Origin of the sequence: Hyphomicrobium sp., from assembly GCF_019753045.1 — a bacterium.
In the GTDB taxonomy this organism is placed as follows: Bacteria; Pseudomonadota; Alphaproteobacteria; order Rhizobiales; family Hyphomicrobiaceae; genus Hyphomicrobium_B.
In genome coordinates this window covers 22,371-38,586 of record NZ_JAIELN010000021.1, presented here as the reverse complement: position 1 = coordinate 38,586, position 16,216 = coordinate 22,371, and the positions used below count along the sequence as shown (strand labels likewise).

17 protein-coding genes are annotated in these 16,216 nt (G+C 62.0%); 4 read left to right on the top strand and 13 right to left on the bottom strand.

What is annotated here, in order from left to right; genetic code table 11:
* The first annotated feature begins 1 nt into the window (after window position 1).
* Window positions 2–706, top strand: coding sequence for an NAD-dependent deacylase (locus K2Q04_RS19960; RefSeq protein ID WP_291166881.1), 705 nt, complete (start codon window positions 2–4; stop codon window positions 704–706).
* Here K2Q04_RS19960 and K2Q04_RS19955 read toward each other — a convergent pair.
* Both K2Q04_RS19955 and K2Q04_RS19950 read right to left on the bottom strand, forming a co-directional pair.
* Entirely contained in the window at window positions 703–1,935 is a 1,233-nt protein-coding gene (locus tag K2Q04_RS19955; RefSeq protein ID WP_291166844.1) for a TRAM domain-containing protein, read from the bottom strand. The two genes, K2Q04_RS19960 and K2Q04_RS19955, sit on opposite strands and share 4 nt — an antisense overlap.
* Entirely contained in the window at window positions 1,928–2,659 is a 732-nt protein-coding gene (locus tag K2Q04_RS19950; protein WP_291166842.1) for a TlyA family RNA methyltransferase, read from the bottom strand. The genes K2Q04_RS19955 and K2Q04_RS19950 overlap by 8 nt, the downstream gene beginning before the upstream one ends.
* A gap of 77 nt (window positions 2,660–2,736) precedes the next feature.
* Between K2Q04_RS19950 and K2Q04_RS19945 the strand changes: the two genes are divergently transcribed.
* Window positions 2,737–3,159 carry a DUF4399 domain-containing protein gene (locus tag K2Q04_RS19945; RefSeq protein WP_291166840.1) on the top strand — a complete coding sequence of 141 codons (423 nt, stop codon included), beginning with the start codon at window positions 2,737–2,739 and terminating at the stop codon, window positions 3,157–3,159.
* Window positions 3,160–3,181: 22 nt separating this feature from the next.
* Here K2Q04_RS19945 and K2Q04_RS19940 read toward each other — a convergent pair whose 3' ends face one another.
* From K2Q04_RS19940 to K2Q04_RS19910, 7 genes are all read right to left on the bottom strand, one after another.
* On the bottom strand, window positions 3,182–3,550 hold the full coding sequence (locus K2Q04_RS19940) for a DoxX family protein (RefSeq protein WP_291166838.1): 369 nt from the start codon (window positions 3,548–3,550) through the stop codon (window positions 3,182–3,184).
* Between the two features lie 45 nt (window positions 3,551–3,595).
* Window positions 3,596–5,503, bottom strand: coding sequence for a 1-deoxy-D-xylulose-5-phosphate synthase (dxs, locus tag K2Q04_RS19935; RefSeq protein ID WP_291166836.1), 1,908 nt, complete (start codon window positions 5,501–5,503; stop codon window positions 3,596–3,598).
* 217 nt (window positions 5,504–5,720) lie between these two features.
* On the bottom strand, window positions 5,721–5,999 hold the full coding sequence (locus K2Q04_RS19930) for an exodeoxyribonuclease VII small subunit (protein WP_092868165.1): 279 nt from the start codon (window positions 5,997–5,999) through the stop codon (window positions 5,721–5,723).
* A gap of 31 nt (window positions 6,000–6,030) precedes the next feature.
* Entirely contained in the window at window positions 6,031–6,975 is a 945-nt protein-coding gene (locus tag K2Q04_RS19925) for a histone deacetylase family protein (RefSeq protein ID WP_291166833.1), read from the bottom strand.
* A gap of 29 nt (window positions 6,976–7,004) precedes the next feature.
* Window positions 7,005–7,886, bottom strand: coding sequence for an NAD(P)-dependent oxidoreductase (locus tag K2Q04_RS19920; protein WP_291166831.1), 882 nt, complete (start codon window positions 7,884–7,886; stop codon window positions 7,005–7,007).
* Between the two features lie 104 nt (window positions 7,887–7,990).
* A complete protein-coding gene (locus tag K2Q04_RS19915; protein WP_291166829.1) occupies window positions 7,991–8,764 on the bottom strand; it encodes a crotonase/enoyl-CoA hydratase family protein in 774 nt (257 codons plus the stop codon).
* Window positions 8,761–10,530: an acyl-CoA dehydrogenase gene (locus K2Q04_RS19910; RefSeq protein ID WP_291166827.1), complete on the bottom strand. Its 1,770-nt coding sequence runs from the start codon at window positions 10,528–10,530 to the stop codon at window positions 8,761–8,763. The genes K2Q04_RS19915 and K2Q04_RS19910 overlap by 4 nt, the downstream gene beginning before the upstream one ends.
* A gap of 81 nt (window positions 10,531–10,611) precedes the next feature.
* Between K2Q04_RS19910 and K2Q04_RS19905 the strand changes: the two genes are divergently transcribed.
* A complete protein-coding gene (locus K2Q04_RS19905; protein ID WP_291166825.1) occupies window positions 10,612–11,574 on the top strand; it encodes an L-threonylcarbamoyladenylate synthase in 963 nt (320 codons plus the stop codon).
* Between the two features lie 19 nt (window positions 11,575–11,593).
* On the opposite strand, the gene K2Q04_RS19900 is transcribed toward K2Q04_RS19905, so the two are convergent.
* From K2Q04_RS19900 to K2Q04_RS19885, 4 genes are all read right to left on the bottom strand, one after another.
* Window positions 11,594–11,782 (bottom strand): hypothetical protein, encoded by a 189-nt coding sequence (locus K2Q04_RS19900; RefSeq protein WP_291166823.1) that lies wholly within the window; start codon window positions 11,780–11,782, stop codon window positions 11,594–11,596.
* Between the two features lie 112 nt (window positions 11,783–11,894).
* A complete protein-coding gene (locus tag K2Q04_RS19895; protein WP_291166821.1) occupies window positions 11,895–13,004 on the bottom strand; it encodes an acyltransferase in 1,110 nt (369 codons plus the stop codon).
* Between the two features lie 124 nt (window positions 13,005–13,128).
* On the bottom strand, window positions 13,129–14,823 hold the full coding sequence (locus K2Q04_RS19890) for a Clp protease (protein WP_291166819.1): 1,695 nt from the start codon (window positions 14,821–14,823) through the stop codon (window positions 13,129–13,131).
* A 176-nt stretch (window positions 14,824–14,999) separates the two neighbouring features.
* Window positions 15,000–15,683, bottom strand: coding sequence for an SOS response-associated peptidase (locus tag K2Q04_RS19885; RefSeq protein ID WP_291166817.1), 684 nt, complete (start codon window positions 15,681–15,683; stop codon window positions 15,000–15,002).
* A 108-nt stretch (window positions 15,684–15,791) separates the two neighbouring features.
* On the opposite strand from K2Q04_RS19885, the gene K2Q04_RS19880 reads away from it, so the two are divergent.
* Window positions 15,792–16,199, top strand: a complete 408-nt coding sequence (locus K2Q04_RS19880; protein WP_291166815.1) for a TIGR02301 family protein — start codon at window positions 15,792–15,794, stop codon at window positions 16,197–16,199.
* Window positions 16,200–16,216: the final 17 nt, after the last annotated feature.

Below are 16,216 nucleotides of genomic sequence, written 5' to 3'. Positions count from 1 at the left end.
AATCGCGCGTTTTCGGAACATCGTCGTTCTTACGGGCGCGGGGCTTTCGGCGGAAAGCGGCCTTTCGACATTTCGCGATCCTGACGGCATCTGGTCGAAGTACGATTTGCAGGATGTCGCGACGCCGGAGGGCTTCCGGCGCAATCCGATCCTCGTCCACGATTTCTATAATGCCCGCCGGCACGCGCATCGAGACATCAAACCGAATGCCGCACACATCGCGCTCGCCCGGCTCGAGGCAGAACACGGCGGCGTGACGATTGTCACGCAGAACATCGACGCGCTGCACGAGGCTGCGGGTTCGAAGTCGCTGATCCATATGCATGGCGAGCTGCTCAAGGCGCTTTGTACGTTTTGTTCCCATCGCACGAGGTGGCGAGACGATCTTCGCGTCGATACGGCTTGTCCGTTTTGCGGACTTCCCGGCGGCATGCGGCCGGACGTCGTCTGGTTCGGAGAGATGCCGTACGAGATGGGGCGGATCAATGCTCTGCTGGCGAAAGCCGATTTGTTCATCTCGATCGGCACGAGCGGGAATGTGTATCCGGCGGCCGGCTTCGTCGCAGAGGCGACTGCGCATGGGGCGCATACGGTCGAACTCAATCTCGAACCTTCCGAAGGCGCGAGCCTTTTCGAGGAAGCGCACTACGGGCGAGCGACAGAGATTGTCCCGGCGTTTGTCGACCGCATTCTTCGCGACGTCTAGCGGCGGAAAACTGCGACGACCTCAACGTGTGCGGAATAGAGGAACTGATCGATCGGCGTGACGGATTCGATTTTGTATCCGCCGTCGACGAGATGACGCGCATCGCGTGCGAGCGTCGCCGGATTGCAGGACACGGCGACGACGGTTTTCACTTTCGATTTCGTCAGTCTTTGCGACTGGGCTTCCGCGCCAGCGCGTGGCGGGTCGAATACGACGGCGTCGTGCTCGTTGAGTTCAAGCGTCGACAGCGGCTCTCGAAAAAGGTCGCGAACGGTTGCCGTAATCGGCTTCAGGCCGGACGTCTTTTTGGCGGCCGATGCGAGTGCGGCGACGGCGGCTTTGTCTCCGTCGAAGGCCGAGACGCGGGAACGCGCGGCCAACGGGAACGTGAATGCGCCCATGCCGGAGAAAAGGTCCGCCACGGCTTTGGCTTTGCCGACGGCCGCAACCACGCGGCGCGCGATCTCAGTTTCCACTTCTTCCACCGCTTGCACGAAGACGCCGGGCGGCAGGATCACGTCCGCCGTGCCGAAGGTCAGGAACGGATGGAGCGTCTCGACGACGAGCTCGCTCCCGATGACGAGACGCGCAAGCTTCAGATCGCTTGCCTTCGAAGCGAGCGTGCTTCTGACTTCAGCCGTCAATTGCCGCTCGGTTCCCGTGACCTCAACGTCGAGGCCGGATTTCGTCAGCGTGATCGCGACGCGCGCTTCCCCGCGCTTCGAGATGAGCGGCGCAATCAAGTTGCCGATATCGGGAAATGCGGCGACGATCTTCGGCTCGAGGACCGGACATTCCTCGATCTCCACGAGGTCGTGCGAGGAAGCCTCATAAAAGCCCAAGGCGACGCCGGTTGCCGTGCGCACTGCGCGCATTACGGCGCGGCGGCGCTTGCCTGCCGTTCTTTGCAAATCATCGACGATGGGTTCGAGGCCGCGCGAGCGAAACGCATCGACGACGAGATTTCTTTTCCATTCGGCGTAGGTTGCGGACGCCATGTGCTGAACGCTGCAGCCGCCGCACTTGCCGAAGTGCTTGCAGACGGGGGCGATGCGCTCCGGGCTCGGCACCAACACGCGCTCCAGGCGTGCGCGTTCGCCATCGACTTCCGCTTCGATCCGCTCTCCTGGCAGCGTAAACGGCACGAAGACGGGCGCGCCATCGAGGTCAGCTACGCCGTCGCCTTGCGCGCCGATGCGGCGGATCAAGAGTTCGCGCGCGTCAGTCATTACGAAGTGCTCCAAGTAGAAATTCCGAATTGCCGGAGCCGCCGAGAATGGGCGACGGCATTTCACCGACGACGGTCCACGTGGGCTGGCTTTCGATCCACGCGCGAACGCTTTCAAGTGCGCCCTGACGCGCCGCCTCGTCACGCACGATGCCGCCGCTACCGATATTCTCGCGTCCAACTTCGAATTGCGGCTTCACCAGCACGACCATCCAAGCGCCGGGCACTGCAAGTTGTAGCGCCGGAGCCAACAGCTTCGTGACCGATATAAAACTGACATCGACGGTGATCGCCGAGATCGGATCGGGGACATCCGCCGGCGACAACCGGCGCGCGTCGAAATTTTCGAGCGAGACCACGCGGGCATCGTCTCGCACTCGCGCGTGCAGCTGCGCCGTGCCGACATCGACGGCGTAGACGCGGGCGGCGCCCCGTTCGAGCAAGGCTTCCGTAAAGCCGCCGGTCGAGGCTCCGACATCGAGGCAAGTGCGCTTCGAAGGGTCGAACCCGAAGCGATCGAGCGCCGCCAAAAGCTTTTCCGCTCCGCGCGAAACGTAGGCCGGAGCTGCGGATGAAATCTCGATCGTCAGATGATCTTTCACATCCTGCGCCGGCTTATCGCAAACGCTGCCGCCGACTAGCACGAAGCCACGCTTGATCAGATCCTGTGCGCGGGCGCGTGATGGCGCCAGTCCGCGCGTCACGAGCATCTGATCCAAACGCATGATCCTTTGCCAACCTAATTGACGTTGCCCCGCATCGGCCCCATCTCTGTCGGCGGGAAACGATGGAGAGCACACACATGAAACCTGCAATCTTCGCGGCGCTCGTTGCGCTGGCGCTGCCGATGGTTGCCCTGGCGGACAGCGGGCGAACGCCGTCTCCGACCGGTGCGAAGGTCTTTATCATCGAGCCGAAGGACGGCGCGACCGTTTCGAGCCCGGTTACCATAAAATTCGGCATCGAGGGCATGGAGGTTGCTCCTGCCGGTTCGGAAACGCCGAATAGCGGCCACCATCATCTCTTGATAGACGCGCCGCTGCCTGCCGTTGGCGAGGCGATCCCCAAAGACGATCACCACGTTCACTACGGCAAGGGGCAGACGGACGCGTCCGTCGAGCTGAAGCCCGGGAAGCATACTCTGCAGCTTTTGCTCGGCGACAAGAACCACATTCCGCACGATCCGCCGGTGACGTCGGACGTCGTGACAATCACAGTCGAGTGAGAAGTAACGCGGGGCCCGGCTTTCAGTCGGGCCTCAGCGCGTAACGGCCCGAGCCGTTGGCGAAGAGCAGCAGGAAGCCGCCCGCCATGCAGATGTTCTTCATGAAGTTCGTCGCCTGGGCCTGATCGGCAAAATTGAAGTGAAAGACCAAGGCTGACGCGATGCAGAAGGCTGCGAGCGCGAGGCCTGCCCAACGCGACAAGACGCCCAAGAGAACGGCGAGGCCGCCAATCACCTCGAGAGCAATGACGAGGGGAAGAAGGCCGCCGGGCAGGCCGTGAGATTCCATGTAGGCCTGAGTGCCCTCGTACCCCGAGATCTTGCTGACGCCCGCCGTAACGAAGATTGCCGAGAGAAGTATCCGCGCAACAAGGCTCACGATCGAATGCATTTCATTCCCTCCGAGTCCCTGAGCCTTTGTGGCTCGCTTCCAATTCTACGCGCGTTCTCCGACGGCAACGGCACGGCCGAGCGCGGCGAAAACCGTCTCGACGATGCCTGACGCATTGAGGCGGGCGGCTTCGTACATGGCTTCCGGCTTACCGTGATCGATGAAGACATCCGGCAGCACTTTCGCGCGCACCCGGAGGCCGCCATCGAGCAGACCTTCGTCGGACAGGAACTGCAGCACGTGGCTGCCGAAGCCGCCAATGGACCCTTCTTCGACGGTGACCAGCACCTCGTGGTTCGTGGCCAGCTCACGGATCATCTCTGAATCGAGCGGCTTGGCGAAACGCGCGTCGGCGACCGTCGTCGAAAGCCCAGCGGCTGCGAGTTGATCGGCAGCCTTCAGGCATTCGGCAAGGCGCGTCCCGAGCGAGAGAAGAGCGACCTTCGATCCCTGACGGACGATGCGGCCCTTGCCGATCGGCAGCGGTATGCCCTCTTCAGGCAACTCGACACCGACGCCTTCGCCGCGGGGATAGCGGAGCGCGCTCGGACGGTCGTCGATTTGCGCTTGCGTCGCGACCATGTGGACGAGTTCGGCCTCGTCTGCCGCGGCCATCACCACAAAGTCCGGCAGGCAAGTGAGATAGGCGACGTCGAACGAACCGGCGTGCGTTGCGCCGTCCGCGCCGACGAGGCCTGCGCGATCGATCGCAAAGCGAACCGGCAGCTTCTGGATTGCGACGTCGTGCACGACCTGGTCGTATGCGCGCTGTAGGAACGTCGAGTAGATCGTCGCGAAAGGTTTATAGCCCTCTGTCGCGAGACCGGCCGCGAAGGTCACGGCGTGCTGCTCCGCGATCCCGACATCGAAGGTGCGGTCGGGGAATTCCTTCCCGAAGTGATCAAGGCCCGTACCCGACGGCATTGCCGCCGTGATCGCGACAACGCGTTTATCTTTTCGGGCTTCCGCGATCAGAGCGTCGGCGAACACCTTCGTGTAGCTCGGCGCATTGGGCTTCGGTTTGACCTGCGCGCCGGTGATGACGTTGAACTTGTTGACGCCGTGATACTTGTCGTCAGCGGCTTCCGCCGGTGCGTAGCCCTTGCCCTTCTTCGTCACGACATGCACCAGGATCGGACCCTGCTGGAGATCGCGCACGTTTTTCAAGACGGGAAGGAGCTGATTGAGGTCATGGCCGTCGAGCGGGCCGACGTAATAGAAGCCCAACTCCTCGAACCAAGCGCCCCCTTGCCAAAGGTGCCGCGTGTACTCTTCGACGCGCGCAGCGCGGCGTTCCCACGCCTTGGGCAGAAGCTTCGCGAGCTGTTTCGCGTAATCGCGCAGATGCACGTACGTTCCGCTCGACGTGACGCGCGCGAGGTAAGCGGAGAGCGCTCCCGTCGGCGGGGCAATCGACATATCATTGTCGTTGAGAATGACGATGAGCCGCTCATCGCGCGCGCCGGCGTTGTTCATCGCCTCGTAGGCCATGCCCGCGCTCATCGCGCCATCGCCGATGACGGCGATGACGTTGTTGGATTTGTTGCTGAGATCGCGCGCGACGGCCATGCCGAGCGCTGCGGAAATCGAGGTCGAGGAGTGTCCAGCGCCGAACGGATCGTAGGGACTTTCATCACGGTTCGTGAAGCCTGCGAGCCCGCCCGGCTGGCGCAGGGTACGAATACGCTCGCGGCGCCCCGTCAAAATCTTGTGCGGATAGGCCTGATGGCCGACGTCCCAGATCACGCGGTCGTCCGGCGTATTGAAGACCCAATGCAGGGCGACCGTCAGCTCGATTACGCCGAGGCCCGCGCCCAAATGCCCCCCGGTTTCCGAGACGGCGCTGATCGTCTCGTCGCGAAGCTCGGCAGCAAGCTGCGGCAGCTGATCTTCCGTCAATTGACGCAGATCGTGCGGCGTTTGAATTCGATCAAGTAACGGTGTCTGGCTCACGGTAAAACCTTGATGCGGCGGCTATCAAATGCCGTGGTGGAAGCGTGCAGTAAACAATGATCCCTCAACGTGCACTTGCCTTCATAACGCCTATCTTCGATTGCCCCAACTGCGGAGGCTCGTAGATGACATAATGCGCTTGCGTGCCGCAGAGTAGTTAACGCCTGGCGTTGGCCCTGTCATCGCCGGGGTTTGGTAGTATCACACGCCGTCCGGGTCAAAAGGGGGCGTTTCCGTCCTTGTCCAGCGGCGTCGTGCCCGTCGGCGCGCCGTCGGCTCCGAGCGTCAATTTCTCGACCTTTGCCTCCGCCGCTTTCAACAGGCGATCGCAATGGTCGCGAAGCGCTTCGCCCCGCTCGTAAATGCTGATGCTCTCCTCAAGCTCGACATCGCCGCGCTCAAGCTTGCCAACGATGGCCTCAAGCTCTTTCAGCGCGCGCTCGAACGTCATGTCCTTGATGTCGGCGAAGTTTTTTTCCGGTGCTTTCGTATTCATATTGTCCTGCTTCCGGGCGTCGGTTTGCCGCTCAATGGCCTGCGTCAATCAACGCCTTTACGTGGGCCGCAACGGATTGAGCAAGCCCCGTGAGATCATATCCGCCCTCAAGCATCGAGACTATTCGCCCGTTGCCATGGCGCCGAGCCACTTCTGAAAGGGATTCGGTCGCCCATTGGAAGTCCTGTGCGACAAGATTGAGCCCGGCGAGCGGATCTCGCTGATGGGCGTCGAAACCTGCCGAGATCAATAGCACATCGGGGCCAAAGTTGTGCAACGGCCCCAGGATCCGGCTCCTGAACGCTTCCTCGAAGTGTTCGCGTCCGTCGCCCGCGCGCAGCGGCGCATTGAATATATTACCCACACCGGTTTCCCGCAACGCACCTGTGCCGGGAAAGAGCGGCATCTGATGCGTGGAGCCGTAAAAAAGGTCCTTATCGGACCAGAAAATTTCTTGCGTACCGTTGCCGTGGTGGACGTCGAAATCGACGACGGCGACGCGCTCGGCTCCATATTTTTTCCGCGCGTAATGTGCAGCGATGGCCACATTATTGAAGATGCAGAAGCCCATCGCCCGCTGGCTCTCGGCGTGATGTCCCGGCGGGCGAACCTGACAGAAGACATTCGCGACCTCGCGGTTCATCACCATATCGACGGCGTCGAGCCCTGCGCCGACGGCTCGGCGGGAGGCTTCCCACGTGCCCTGCGACGCGACCGTGTCGACGTCGAGGTTCTTATGACCCTGTTCGATGTGCTCGATCGCGCCGATCAGACCAGCGATATGCTGCGCGCCGTGCGCCATGGCGATGTAGGTCTTGTCATCTTCCCTGAGCGGCGCTTCCCGGCGTTCCAGGAGCGCGAAGCTCTCGTGCGACAATGCCTCGTCGATGGCCCGCATCCGGTCTGGCCGTTCGGGATGACCGTTGCCGGTATCGTGATTGAGGAAAGCGTGATGGGTGATCAATGCTGTCGTCATATGCTTCCGTCACTGCTCTGGTCTGAGCTTCACGCCAATTCCGACAGCCGTGCGATCTGAACGCCTGGAGGCGGCTTGCTTTCAACTGGGACAAAGAAGTCGGGCGCCAAAGGCATCGACTTATCGATGCGATAGCCTTCGAAATCGCGGACGCCTCCGGTTTCGTAAAGAAACGTATCGTCGATCAGGAAGCGGCCGGTGAATGTTTTGGCACGTTGACTGAAGACGAGATGTGCCGCGTCGGCGACGATCTCGGGCGTGCGGCTCATCCGCATGAGTTTGTCGCCGCCGAGAATGTTCTGCACGGCCGCCGTCGCAATCGTCGTCCGCGGCCAGAGCGCGTTGACGGCGATGCCATCCTTTTTCAGCTCGTCGGAAAGCCCCAGAACACAAAGGCTCATGCCGTATTTTGCGATCGAATAGGCAACGTGCCCGGAGAACCATTTGGCATGCATATCGAGGGGCGGCGACAGCATCAGAATGTGCGGGTTGGCGGCGCGCTTCAGATGCGGCAGGCATAGTTTGGACGTCAGGAACGTGCCGCGCGTATTGACCGCGAACATCAAATCGAAGCGCTTCAGTTCCGTTTTCTCGATCGGCGTCAACGAGAGCGCGCTGGCGTTGTTGACGCAAATGTCGATGCCGCCGAAGCGTTCGACCGTTTCTGCGATGGCGCGCTCGACTTCGTCCTCGTTGCGAATATCGCACTCGAGCGCGAGCGCTGCGCCGCCCGCCTCCTCGATCTCCTTGGCCGCGGAATGGATCGTGCCTTCGAGCTTGGGATTTGGATCGACCGTCTTGGCGGCGATTGCGATGTTCGCGCCGTCCCTCGCCGCTCGCTTCGCGATCGCCAGCCCGATGCCGCGGCTTGCCCCAGTGATAAAGAGGGTCTTGCCCTTGAGTGACGCCATTTCCGCTGCTTTCATTCCATGCCGGACAGGGAGGTCACCCTAATAGCTTGGCCGCGATTACGTAAGGGGCGTCTCAATCGGGTATGGGGACCGCACCGGGCCAGCTATGCTGATTTGTTGAAATTCGGAGTACGTTTTTCGAAAAAGGCCGTGAACGCTTCGATCGCTTCCGGAGACCGGAGCCGCTCGCGAAAAACAGCCACCTCCTCGTCGATCCGCTTCAGCACTTCGGCTGGATCGCCGCGCATCAGGCGTCGCGCCAACGCCAATGCTTCGGGCGGCTTCCTTGCCAGGCGGCGAGCCGCATCGAGCGCCGCCTGTTCGAGATCGGCGGCCGGAACAATCGCATTCACAAATCCGGCGGCGACTGCGTCATCAGCCGACATCGGATCACCGAGCGCGAGCATTGCGAAGGCGCGCGCGTAGCCCATCCGCTGCGTCATCAGCAGGCTGGAGGCCGCCTCGGGCGTCACTCCGAGATCGAGAAAGGGCGTCGCAAACATTGCGTCAGGCGCTGCGTAAACGAGATCGCAATGGAAGAGCATCGTCGTGCCGATGCCAATCGCGTTACCGCCGACAGCTGCGATCAACGGCTTCTTGATGACGGGCAACAGCTTGATGAATCGCACCACGTCCTGGCCGAGATTGCCGGTGCCTCGCGACGTCGCGAGAAAATCGGCGATGTCGTTGCCGGCGGTGAAGACGCCGTCCGATCCCGTTACAATGTGGGCGGCAATCGAACGATCTGCGTCGGCTGCTTCGAGCGCGTCGCAGAGTGCTCGATACATTGCGCCGGTCAGTGCGTTTTTCTTCTCCGGACGCGCGATGCGAAGAACTTGAACACCGCCGTCGCGCCATATTGCGATTTCCGATGTCATGCGAACACCGCGCCATGGGCATCGACGAGCACCGAGTCGGCGCCGTGCTGAACGGTTTCGGAGAGACTTTTTACTTCCGTTAGCAGATTTTCTGCGAAGAACCGCGCGATCGCGACGCGGGGCGATCCTTCCGGTTCCGTCAGCGCGCCCTTTGCCAGGTACGTGCCGCCGGCCGTCAAGCTCATGAGCCGCAGGAAGGGCGTCGCCGATGCGAGGGCCTTTTCGGGGTGACCCGGCAGCGTTTGCGCCATCCACAGCGTCGCCGACTGGAGGCTATTCAAGGCTTCCGTCAGACGCTCGGCGGTATGGCCGAAATCGCTGCGCTTCGCGGCGCGGACTTTGGAGATCGTCTCGCCAAGTCCCGCGAGAAATGCCGTCGCCGTCGCGCCGCCATCGAGCGTGAGTTTTCGCGTCACGAGGTCGATGGCCTGAATGCCGTTGGTGCCTTCGTAGATCGGCAGAATGCGTGCATCGCGGAGGTATTGCGCGGCGCCCGTTTCTTCGACGAAGCCCATGCCGCCGTGAACCTGGACACCGAGCGACGCGACTTCATTGGCGATGTCCGTCGAGAATGCCTTGGCCAGCGGCGTCAGCAGCGCGGCGCGATTGAGCGCGTCCTTGCGCGTTCTCTCATCGCTACCTCGATGGCCGATATCGAGTTCTTTCGCCGTCGCGTAGCAGATCATGCGCGCGGCTTGGGTGAGCGCTTTCATCGTCAACAGCATACGCCGGATATCGGCGTGCTCGATGATCGGGCTCATGCCGCCCGTGCCATTCGCGGTAAGGCTCTTGCCCTGGCGGCGCTCCTTCGCATAGGCGATGGCGTGTTGTGTCGCCCGCTCGGCCACGCCGACGCCCTGAGCGCCGACGCCGAGGCGAGCCGCATTCATCATAATGAACATGGACGCGAGACCCCGGTTTTCCTCACCAACGAGATAACCCGTCGCGCCGCCGTTCTCGCCGAATTTCATTACGCAGGTCGGGCTCGCCATGATGCCGAGCTTATGCTCAACACCTGCGCAAATGACGTCGTTGCGATCGCCGAGCGATCCGTCTTCGTTGACGAGGAATTTCGGAACCAAAAAGAGAGAAATGCCGCGCGTTCCCGGCGGCGCATCGGGCAAGCGGGCGAGGACGAGGTGGACGATGTTCTCCGCCATATCGTGCTCGCCGTAAGTGATGAAGATCTTCGTGCCGGTGATGCGGTATGTTCCATCTGGCTGACGCTCGGCACGTGTCGAAAGAGGGCCCAGATCGGAGCCCGCGTGCGGCTCCGTCAAATTCATCGTGCCGGTCCACGTGCCTGCGACCATTTTCGGCAAGAATTTGGCTTTCAGGCCTTCGCTGCCGCCGGCCTCGATCGCGTGGATCGCGCCCTGCGTCAAAAGCGGACAAAGCCCGAACGAGACGTTAGAGGCGTTCCATATCTCGCCGACGGGCGTTGCAACGAGCTCGGGAAGGCCCTGTCCGCCGTAGGCGCCCGAACAGGGAAGCGCGCTCCAGCCGCCCTCAACGAACCTGCGGTAGGCATCGGCGAAGCCCGGCGGGGTCATCACTTTTCCGTCAGATAATTTCGAGCCGATCCGGTCGCCGATTGCGTTCAAAGGTGCTAGGACCTCGGCGCCGAACTTTCCCGCCTCTTCGATGACGGCCACGACGGTATCGGCATCAAGCTCCGGGTAGAGTCCGCTCGTTTCCATTTCGTCGAGGGCAGCCACGGTCTTAAGCGCAAAGACGATTTCGTCTACTGGAGCCTGATAGGTCATGGATCGTATCTCAATATTTCTCGGGAACTGGCTGCAGACACTATGCCGAACAGAGGTGCGAGCAAACCAGGTGGAAAATTAATGCAGGGCAGGATTGCCCCCGCCAACGCCGAATGGATCGCCGAAGCGGGGCAAATGATCAGGTCGGGTGCGCTCGTCGCATTTCCGACCGAAACAGTCTATGGCCTCGGCGCAGACGCGACGAACGGCGAAGCTGTCGCTCGCGTATTCGCGGCTAAAAACCGGCCAACGTTCAATCCGCTCATCGTCCATGTTCTCGGGTTGGAGCAGGCCGTCATCATCGGGACATTTTCACCGGTCGCGCGGCGGTTGACGGACGCATTCTGGCCCGGCCCGCTGACGCTCGTCGTGCCGCGCACGGCCAAGTCCGAGGTCAGCGATCTCGTCTCCGCCGGCCTGCCGACGGTTGCGCTGCGCTCTCCCGATCATGCCGTCGCACGGGCGCTGCTCGTTGCGGCCCAGCGTCCGCTCGCGGCGCCCTCAGCCAACCGGTCAGGCCATGTCAGTGCGACCCATGCCGAGCATGTTGCAGCGGACCTCGGCGATAAGGCAGCGCTCATTCTCGACAGCGGCCCGACCACGCTCGGTCTTGAGTCGACGGTCATTAGCCTTGTCGATGAGACACCCGTTCTGCTTCGGCCGGGTGCGGTGACGGTGGAAGCGATCGAAGAGGTTCTCGGCAGCCGTCTTGCGCGCGAGGACGGTTCAACGGACCGGCCCTTGTCCCCCGGCCAGCTTCAGAGCCATTACGCGCCGCGGGCGGGTTTGCGGCTCGATGCTTTTGACTGGGGTCCGGATGAAGCGGTTCTGGCGTTCGGCGGAATTGCGCGACAGCCAGCACGAACCTTCATCAATCTCAGCCCGTCGGGCGATCTTGTCGAAGCTGCCGCGAACCTCTTCGCGGCACTGCGTACGCTCGATGCTTCCGGCGCCTCGACAATCGCCGCGACGCCTATCCCACGGCATGGCTTGGGCGAAGCGATCAACGATCGGCTGAAGCGGGCGGCCGCGCCGCGCGAATAAGCTTGCGCGGCTTCAGAGCTCAGAGAGCGCTGATGACGAGGATGATCTTATTCACAAGCGGACCCAACACCGGACTTTGCATGACGAAGCCTTCGAAACCGGCTCGGATGGAGTCCAGCACGTGCAACGACGATGGGGTGAAGGCATAGGCTGCGCCGTAAAGGACCGCTGTCGTCGCGCCGTTGACAATTACGTATCGCTGCAACATGCCCCGGCCCCCGTACGCCCTTTTACGCTTCGTTAAGGAAAGCACGGCGGCGGCGGCAGGCTCAAGGTCTTTCGGCAGACCTTGGTAAACGGAGCGGGGAAAGTCCGGTCAATCAGGTCGCGGGCAGCGGCTCAACCGGCTCGCGCTTCTGCAGTCGCGCGGTAATCCGCGATCTCAGCTTCATGGCCGGCTTCTCGATCATGATCCACGAGACGATGGCCGTCGGCAGGACGATGGCGAAGGCTACGAGAGACAGCCATACGGGCGGCAGGCCCGGCATGAGCCACAGCAGCGTCTGCTGCGTCGGACCGGCAAAGATGTAGATGCCGTATGAGGCGTCGAATTTGTTGCAAACGGCGCGAAGCAGTCCGAGCGCCTTGGTCGCTAGCCAAAGGGCAGCGTAGCCCAGAAAGAGCGCGGCGCTGATTTCTGCAAGGGGCGTTTTGGCCAAGCAGACAAAAAGAACGGCCAGAGGCGCAAGCGCGGCACCGTGAATAATAAGATGCCTGCGAGCGACATAGGCAAGCACGCCGCTGAAGAAGAAGACGATGAAGTAGCGCAAATTGTCCGAGAAGCCGTAGGCTTCAGCTTCGGCGGGGAGTCCCAGCGTTACGGTTCCGACGAGGACGGCGAGACCGGCGATCGCGAGCTTCCGCCAGCGCTCTTCGAACAGGCCCGCGACGCCCAGCGCCGCAAGAATGACATAGCAAAGGACCTCGTACTTCAGCGTCCAGAGCGAAGAGTTGACGTAACCGGCGTACGGCAGGCTTTCGAAGACGCCGGGCAGCGGCGCCGCTCCGGTCGTCAGAGCCAGCGTTTTGGCGACGTACGCGTAAAGGCCGGTGTCGGAGAAGTATTCGCCAACCGTCAGGCGCGAGACCATCGGGCCGAGCACGAACGCTGTTACGGCGACGCAGACGATGAGGGCCGGAAAAATTCGAAGCACACGGGCTGCTGCGAAGTTCAGAATGCTGCGGCTGCGGTCGAAGCTTTGGGCCACCAGCACGCCGCTCAAGATGAAGAAGACCTGCACGGCATATTCGCCAAGCGACCGGCCAAGCCACGGCTGCAGCGGCTCTGCGGCATCGGTTCCGGCGGCGTACAGATAGCTGTGGGAGATCAGCACGAACGTCGCCATCAGCAGACGCAGAACGCCGAAGCTATTGGCCTCCGGCGACATGATATCCGCGAGGCGCAGGAAGGGGCGATGTTGTGATTGCATGGCGAAAGGTGCTGGCTTTCCGACGGAATGACGCCGCACCAATTAAGCCAAATGGGTAAACACTAACCTCTCAGTCATGTTAACGAACGATTGCGCCGAGTGTCCGTTTGAAGCGGCCCCTCGTTCAAGCGCCTGCTTCCTTGAGGCGCTGCTCTTCGGCCGCGATCGTTGCTTTCGTCGACGGCCAACTGGCGCTGATCCAATCGTCGGTTCCAAAAAGCCAATACATGAAGCGATGGCGGCGATGGTACCGTTCTATGATGAAGCGGTTCGTCGCCTCCATGTGGTGGTTCAGTGCGGCAAGCGTTTCAGCGGGCAAGGCCGCGTCGCGATCGATGCCCGCGAGACGGTTCAGTATATTGGCGACGTCGGTCGCCGATTCCGTGCGCCACTGATCCATGGAGCCAGCGAGGGTGTGCTGGTTCTCGTTGACCTTCAGCAAGGCTTCGTGGACTTCGGTGAGATCGTGCGCGTAGGCTTGGTGCTTAGCGGCTGCCGTTTCTATTTCGGCGGCGACGGCGCGCTCGACTTCGCTCATGCGTTCGGCGAGACCGACGGCGAGTTTATTCAACGATCCGTTGTGCGTATCGAGCTTATTAGACAGGCCGTCGATTTTATCGAAACCGCCGAGCAGCGCATCGGCTCTTCCAGCATCCGTCGACGTTGCGAGCACCCGGCCGATATCATCCTCTAGTTTCCCGAGCCGGTCGGCGAGGTCGCCGATGCCGCGATGCTGATCGTGGCCGAGCACCGCCTCCTCGATGATGTCGAGACGATCGGTGACGGGCTTCAGGTCCACACCATCGGACACCGGGCGGGCCCGTACCGATGCCTCCAGTTCCTGAAGCCGGGTCGAGAGGACCGCCCACGATTGCGACATCTCCTGCAAGCGAAGCTCCAGCGCCGCTTCGATGTTCTCGAGCTTTGAGACCAGCGGGAGTGTTTCGGTCGAACTGGTCCCGGCGCCACCGTCGCGGAGCGTCGCTTCGAGGGCTCCAATGCGCTCGATCAACACGGCCTGCCCGCGCCCCTGATCATCCTGGTGCGCAAGCGTATCGCGGGTCAGATCGCGGATGAGGCCGGCAATGATGTGGCGCTCGTTGGTGAAATCGTGGCTCAGTCCGCGCAGCATTTGCTCGAGCGCATCAATGCGGGAATTCTGCAGTGCGTCAGCCTGTGTTCCCAAATAGTCGTTGCGGTAGGAGGCGCGCGCGTAGTCCGTGGAATAGCGGAGGTTGGTTGGCTGATAACGGCTATCGGCGCGCGTCAACGGCGGCAGCGGCTCGGGCATTTCTCTCTGGGCGAGGCGCGAGGAAAAGCGGAAAAGCAGTTCGGACTGCGCAAAATCCGACCTCTGATCGAACAGCACATGCAGGAGATCGTCGATGCTTACCGCAGCATTTCTTCGCGATGCGAACGATGCCGAGAGCCGCAGGAGTTCCGCCAATTCATCCGAGCGTCGCGGTGAGACGGCGCCGCTGCCGGGGGCAGCCGGAATGTCCCCCGCGATGATGGTCGCGGTCTCGCGTTTCAGAGCGACAACGCGCACGCCGTTCGCCTCAAGCGCGACGGCGGCGGGGTCGACGCGGGTCATCGCGTTCAGCAAATGCTCGACGCGGACTTCTATCGCGCGGTGCGCCGATGCGATGTCGTAAGCCTGGTTGAAACAAGCGAGCACCGTATCCTCGACGAGAACCGGCCCGGCCTGAAGGGGGCCGCGCTTGCCGTTCGCGGATGGCGCATTGGGCTCTGACAAAACATCAGCGGGCGTCCAAGTCTGCTGTGTTCTGAGGTCGAGATCCTCGCCGTGGTACGCCATCGCGCTCTCCCCATATGTCCCCTTGGCGCCGGCCCGGCCCCAAGCCATGCGGCCGCAAACACCGGCCGTTCCCTTGCTAGCTATCTACACTTGGATAACAAATAGGTCTTCAGTTTAAGGGTAATCTTTAGGTTAGCGCCGATTTTAGACTGTTACGAGCGGCGCCGAACGGGTCGCTACAGCAGCGTCGAAAACTCCGGCTGTTGAAGTTCCGGCCCCTCCGCACGCGCATCGTTCAGCTTGGAATTAACCGCGGTCGCGGAGAGGCGCCCGGGTCCATAAGGTCTGAGAAGGTCGAGCACGCCTTCGGCGGATCCCGGGCGGCAATCGAGCCAGCGATCGAAGTCCGCCTCGTCAAGGATCACCGGCATCCGGTCGTGCAGGCGCGCCATCTCGTCATTCGCGGCGGTCGTCAGGATCGCCATTGTCTCGATCTCGCTGCCGTCAGCGCCGAGCCACCCTTCCCAAATGCCGGCGAGCGCAAAAAGCTCTTGGTCTTTCAGTCGGATGAGGTGCGGCTGGCGGGCGCCGCGCTGCCCGGTCCATTCGTAGAAGCCGGTCGTCGGCACAAGGCACCGGCGATGGCGCATGGCACCTCGGAAGGCGGGCTTCTCGGCTGCCGTTTCAGCTCGCGCGTTGATCAGCGGCGAGCCCAGCGACTTCGGATCCTTCAACCAGGACGGGATGAGGCCCCAGCGCACCAGTTGCAGCTCGGGGCGGTTATGCACGTCGTTTCGGGCGATCAGGACGGGTTGCGACGGCGCAATATTATAGCGCGGCGGGAAATCCTCGACGCCTGGCGCCCTGAAGAAAGCCCGCACGGCCTCAGCCGGAGAGGTCAAACTGTATCGTGCGCACAAACCCGTTTGGTCCTTTTGATGTAGAATGACACTCGAATATAAGCGTTCGCTGCTCGGCCGCCCAGAATCTGCTTTAAGCAAGCCGACATGAGAAATCCGGACCGAATAGTGGAACGTCGCAAACCCAACATCTGGCGAAATCTTGGGTCGCCTCTTATGGCCCTGATGGCGCTTTGGGCAGCCGCCAGCGGTCCGGTCATGGCCGCGTCCGACTCGAAGCCCTATGACGACAGGCTGCTCCGGCTGTCCGAGATCCTCGGCGCCGTTCACTATCTCCGCGAGCTTTGCGGCGCCAACGAAGGCCAGTACTGGCGCGACCGCATGCGCGACTTAATGGACGCGGAAGGATCGACCGCGCTCCGGCGCGCGAAGCTGACCCGCGCGTTCAACCAAGGGTATCGCAGCTATAGCCGCACTTATAATACCTGCAGCCCCTCGGCCCAGACGGCCATCAATCGATTTCTTTCTGAAGGCTCCGAACTCTCGGACGGCCTCTTGAAAGCGTTTCCAAACTGATCCCGCGAAATCTCGCT

Bases quoted from the DNA above. Each gene is read 5' to 3' on its own strand.
- K2Q04_RS19955 (WP_291166844.1), bottom strand. From the start codon at position 1,935: ATGACTGACGCGCGCGAACTCTTGATCCGCCGCATCGGCGCGCAAGGC.
- K2Q04_RS19950 (WP_291166842.1), bottom strand. From the start codon at position 2,659: ATGCGTTTGGATCAGATGCTCGTGACGCGCGGACTGGCGCCATCACGC.
- K2Q04_RS19945 (WP_291166840.1), top strand. From the start codon at position 2,737: ATGAAACCTGCAATCTTCGCGGCGCTCGTTGCGCTGGCGCTGCCGATG.
- K2Q04_RS19940 (WP_291166838.1), bottom strand. From the start codon at position 3,550: ATGCATTCGATCGTGAGCCTTGTTGCGCGGATACTTCTCTCGGCAATC.
- K2Q04_RS19930 (WP_092868165.1), bottom strand. From the start codon at position 5,999: ATGAATACGAAAGCACCGGAAAAAAACTTCGCCGACATCAAGGACATG.
- K2Q04_RS19925 (WP_291166833.1), bottom strand. From the start codon at position 6,975: ATGACGACAGCATTGATCACCCATCACGCTTTCCTCAATCACGATACC.
- K2Q04_RS19920 (WP_291166831.1), bottom strand. From the start codon at position 7,886: ATGGCGTCACTCAAGGGCAAGACCCTCTTTATCACTGGGGCAAGCCGC.
- K2Q04_RS19915 (WP_291166829.1), bottom strand. From the start codon at position 8,764: ATGACATCGGAAATCGCAATATGGCGCGACGGCGGTGTTCAAGTTCTT.
- K2Q04_RS19910 (WP_291166827.1), bottom strand. From the start codon at position 10,530: ATGACCTATCAGGCTCCAGTAGACGAAATCGTCTTTGCGCTTAAGACC.
- K2Q04_RS19905 (WP_291166825.1), top strand. From the start codon at position 10,612: ATGCAGGGCAGGATTGCCCCCGCCAACGCCGAATGGATCGCCGAAGCG.
- K2Q04_RS19900 (WP_291166823.1), bottom strand. From the start codon at position 11,782: ATGTTGCAGCGATACGTAATTGTCAACGGCGCGACGACAGCGGTCCTT.
- K2Q04_RS19895 (WP_291166821.1), bottom strand. From the start codon at position 13,004: ATGCAATCACAACATCGCCCCTTCCTGCGCCTCGCGGATATCATGTCG.
- K2Q04_RS19890 (WP_291166819.1), bottom strand. From the start codon at position 14,823: ATGGCGTACCACGGCGAGGATCTCGACCTCAGAACACAGCAGACTTGG.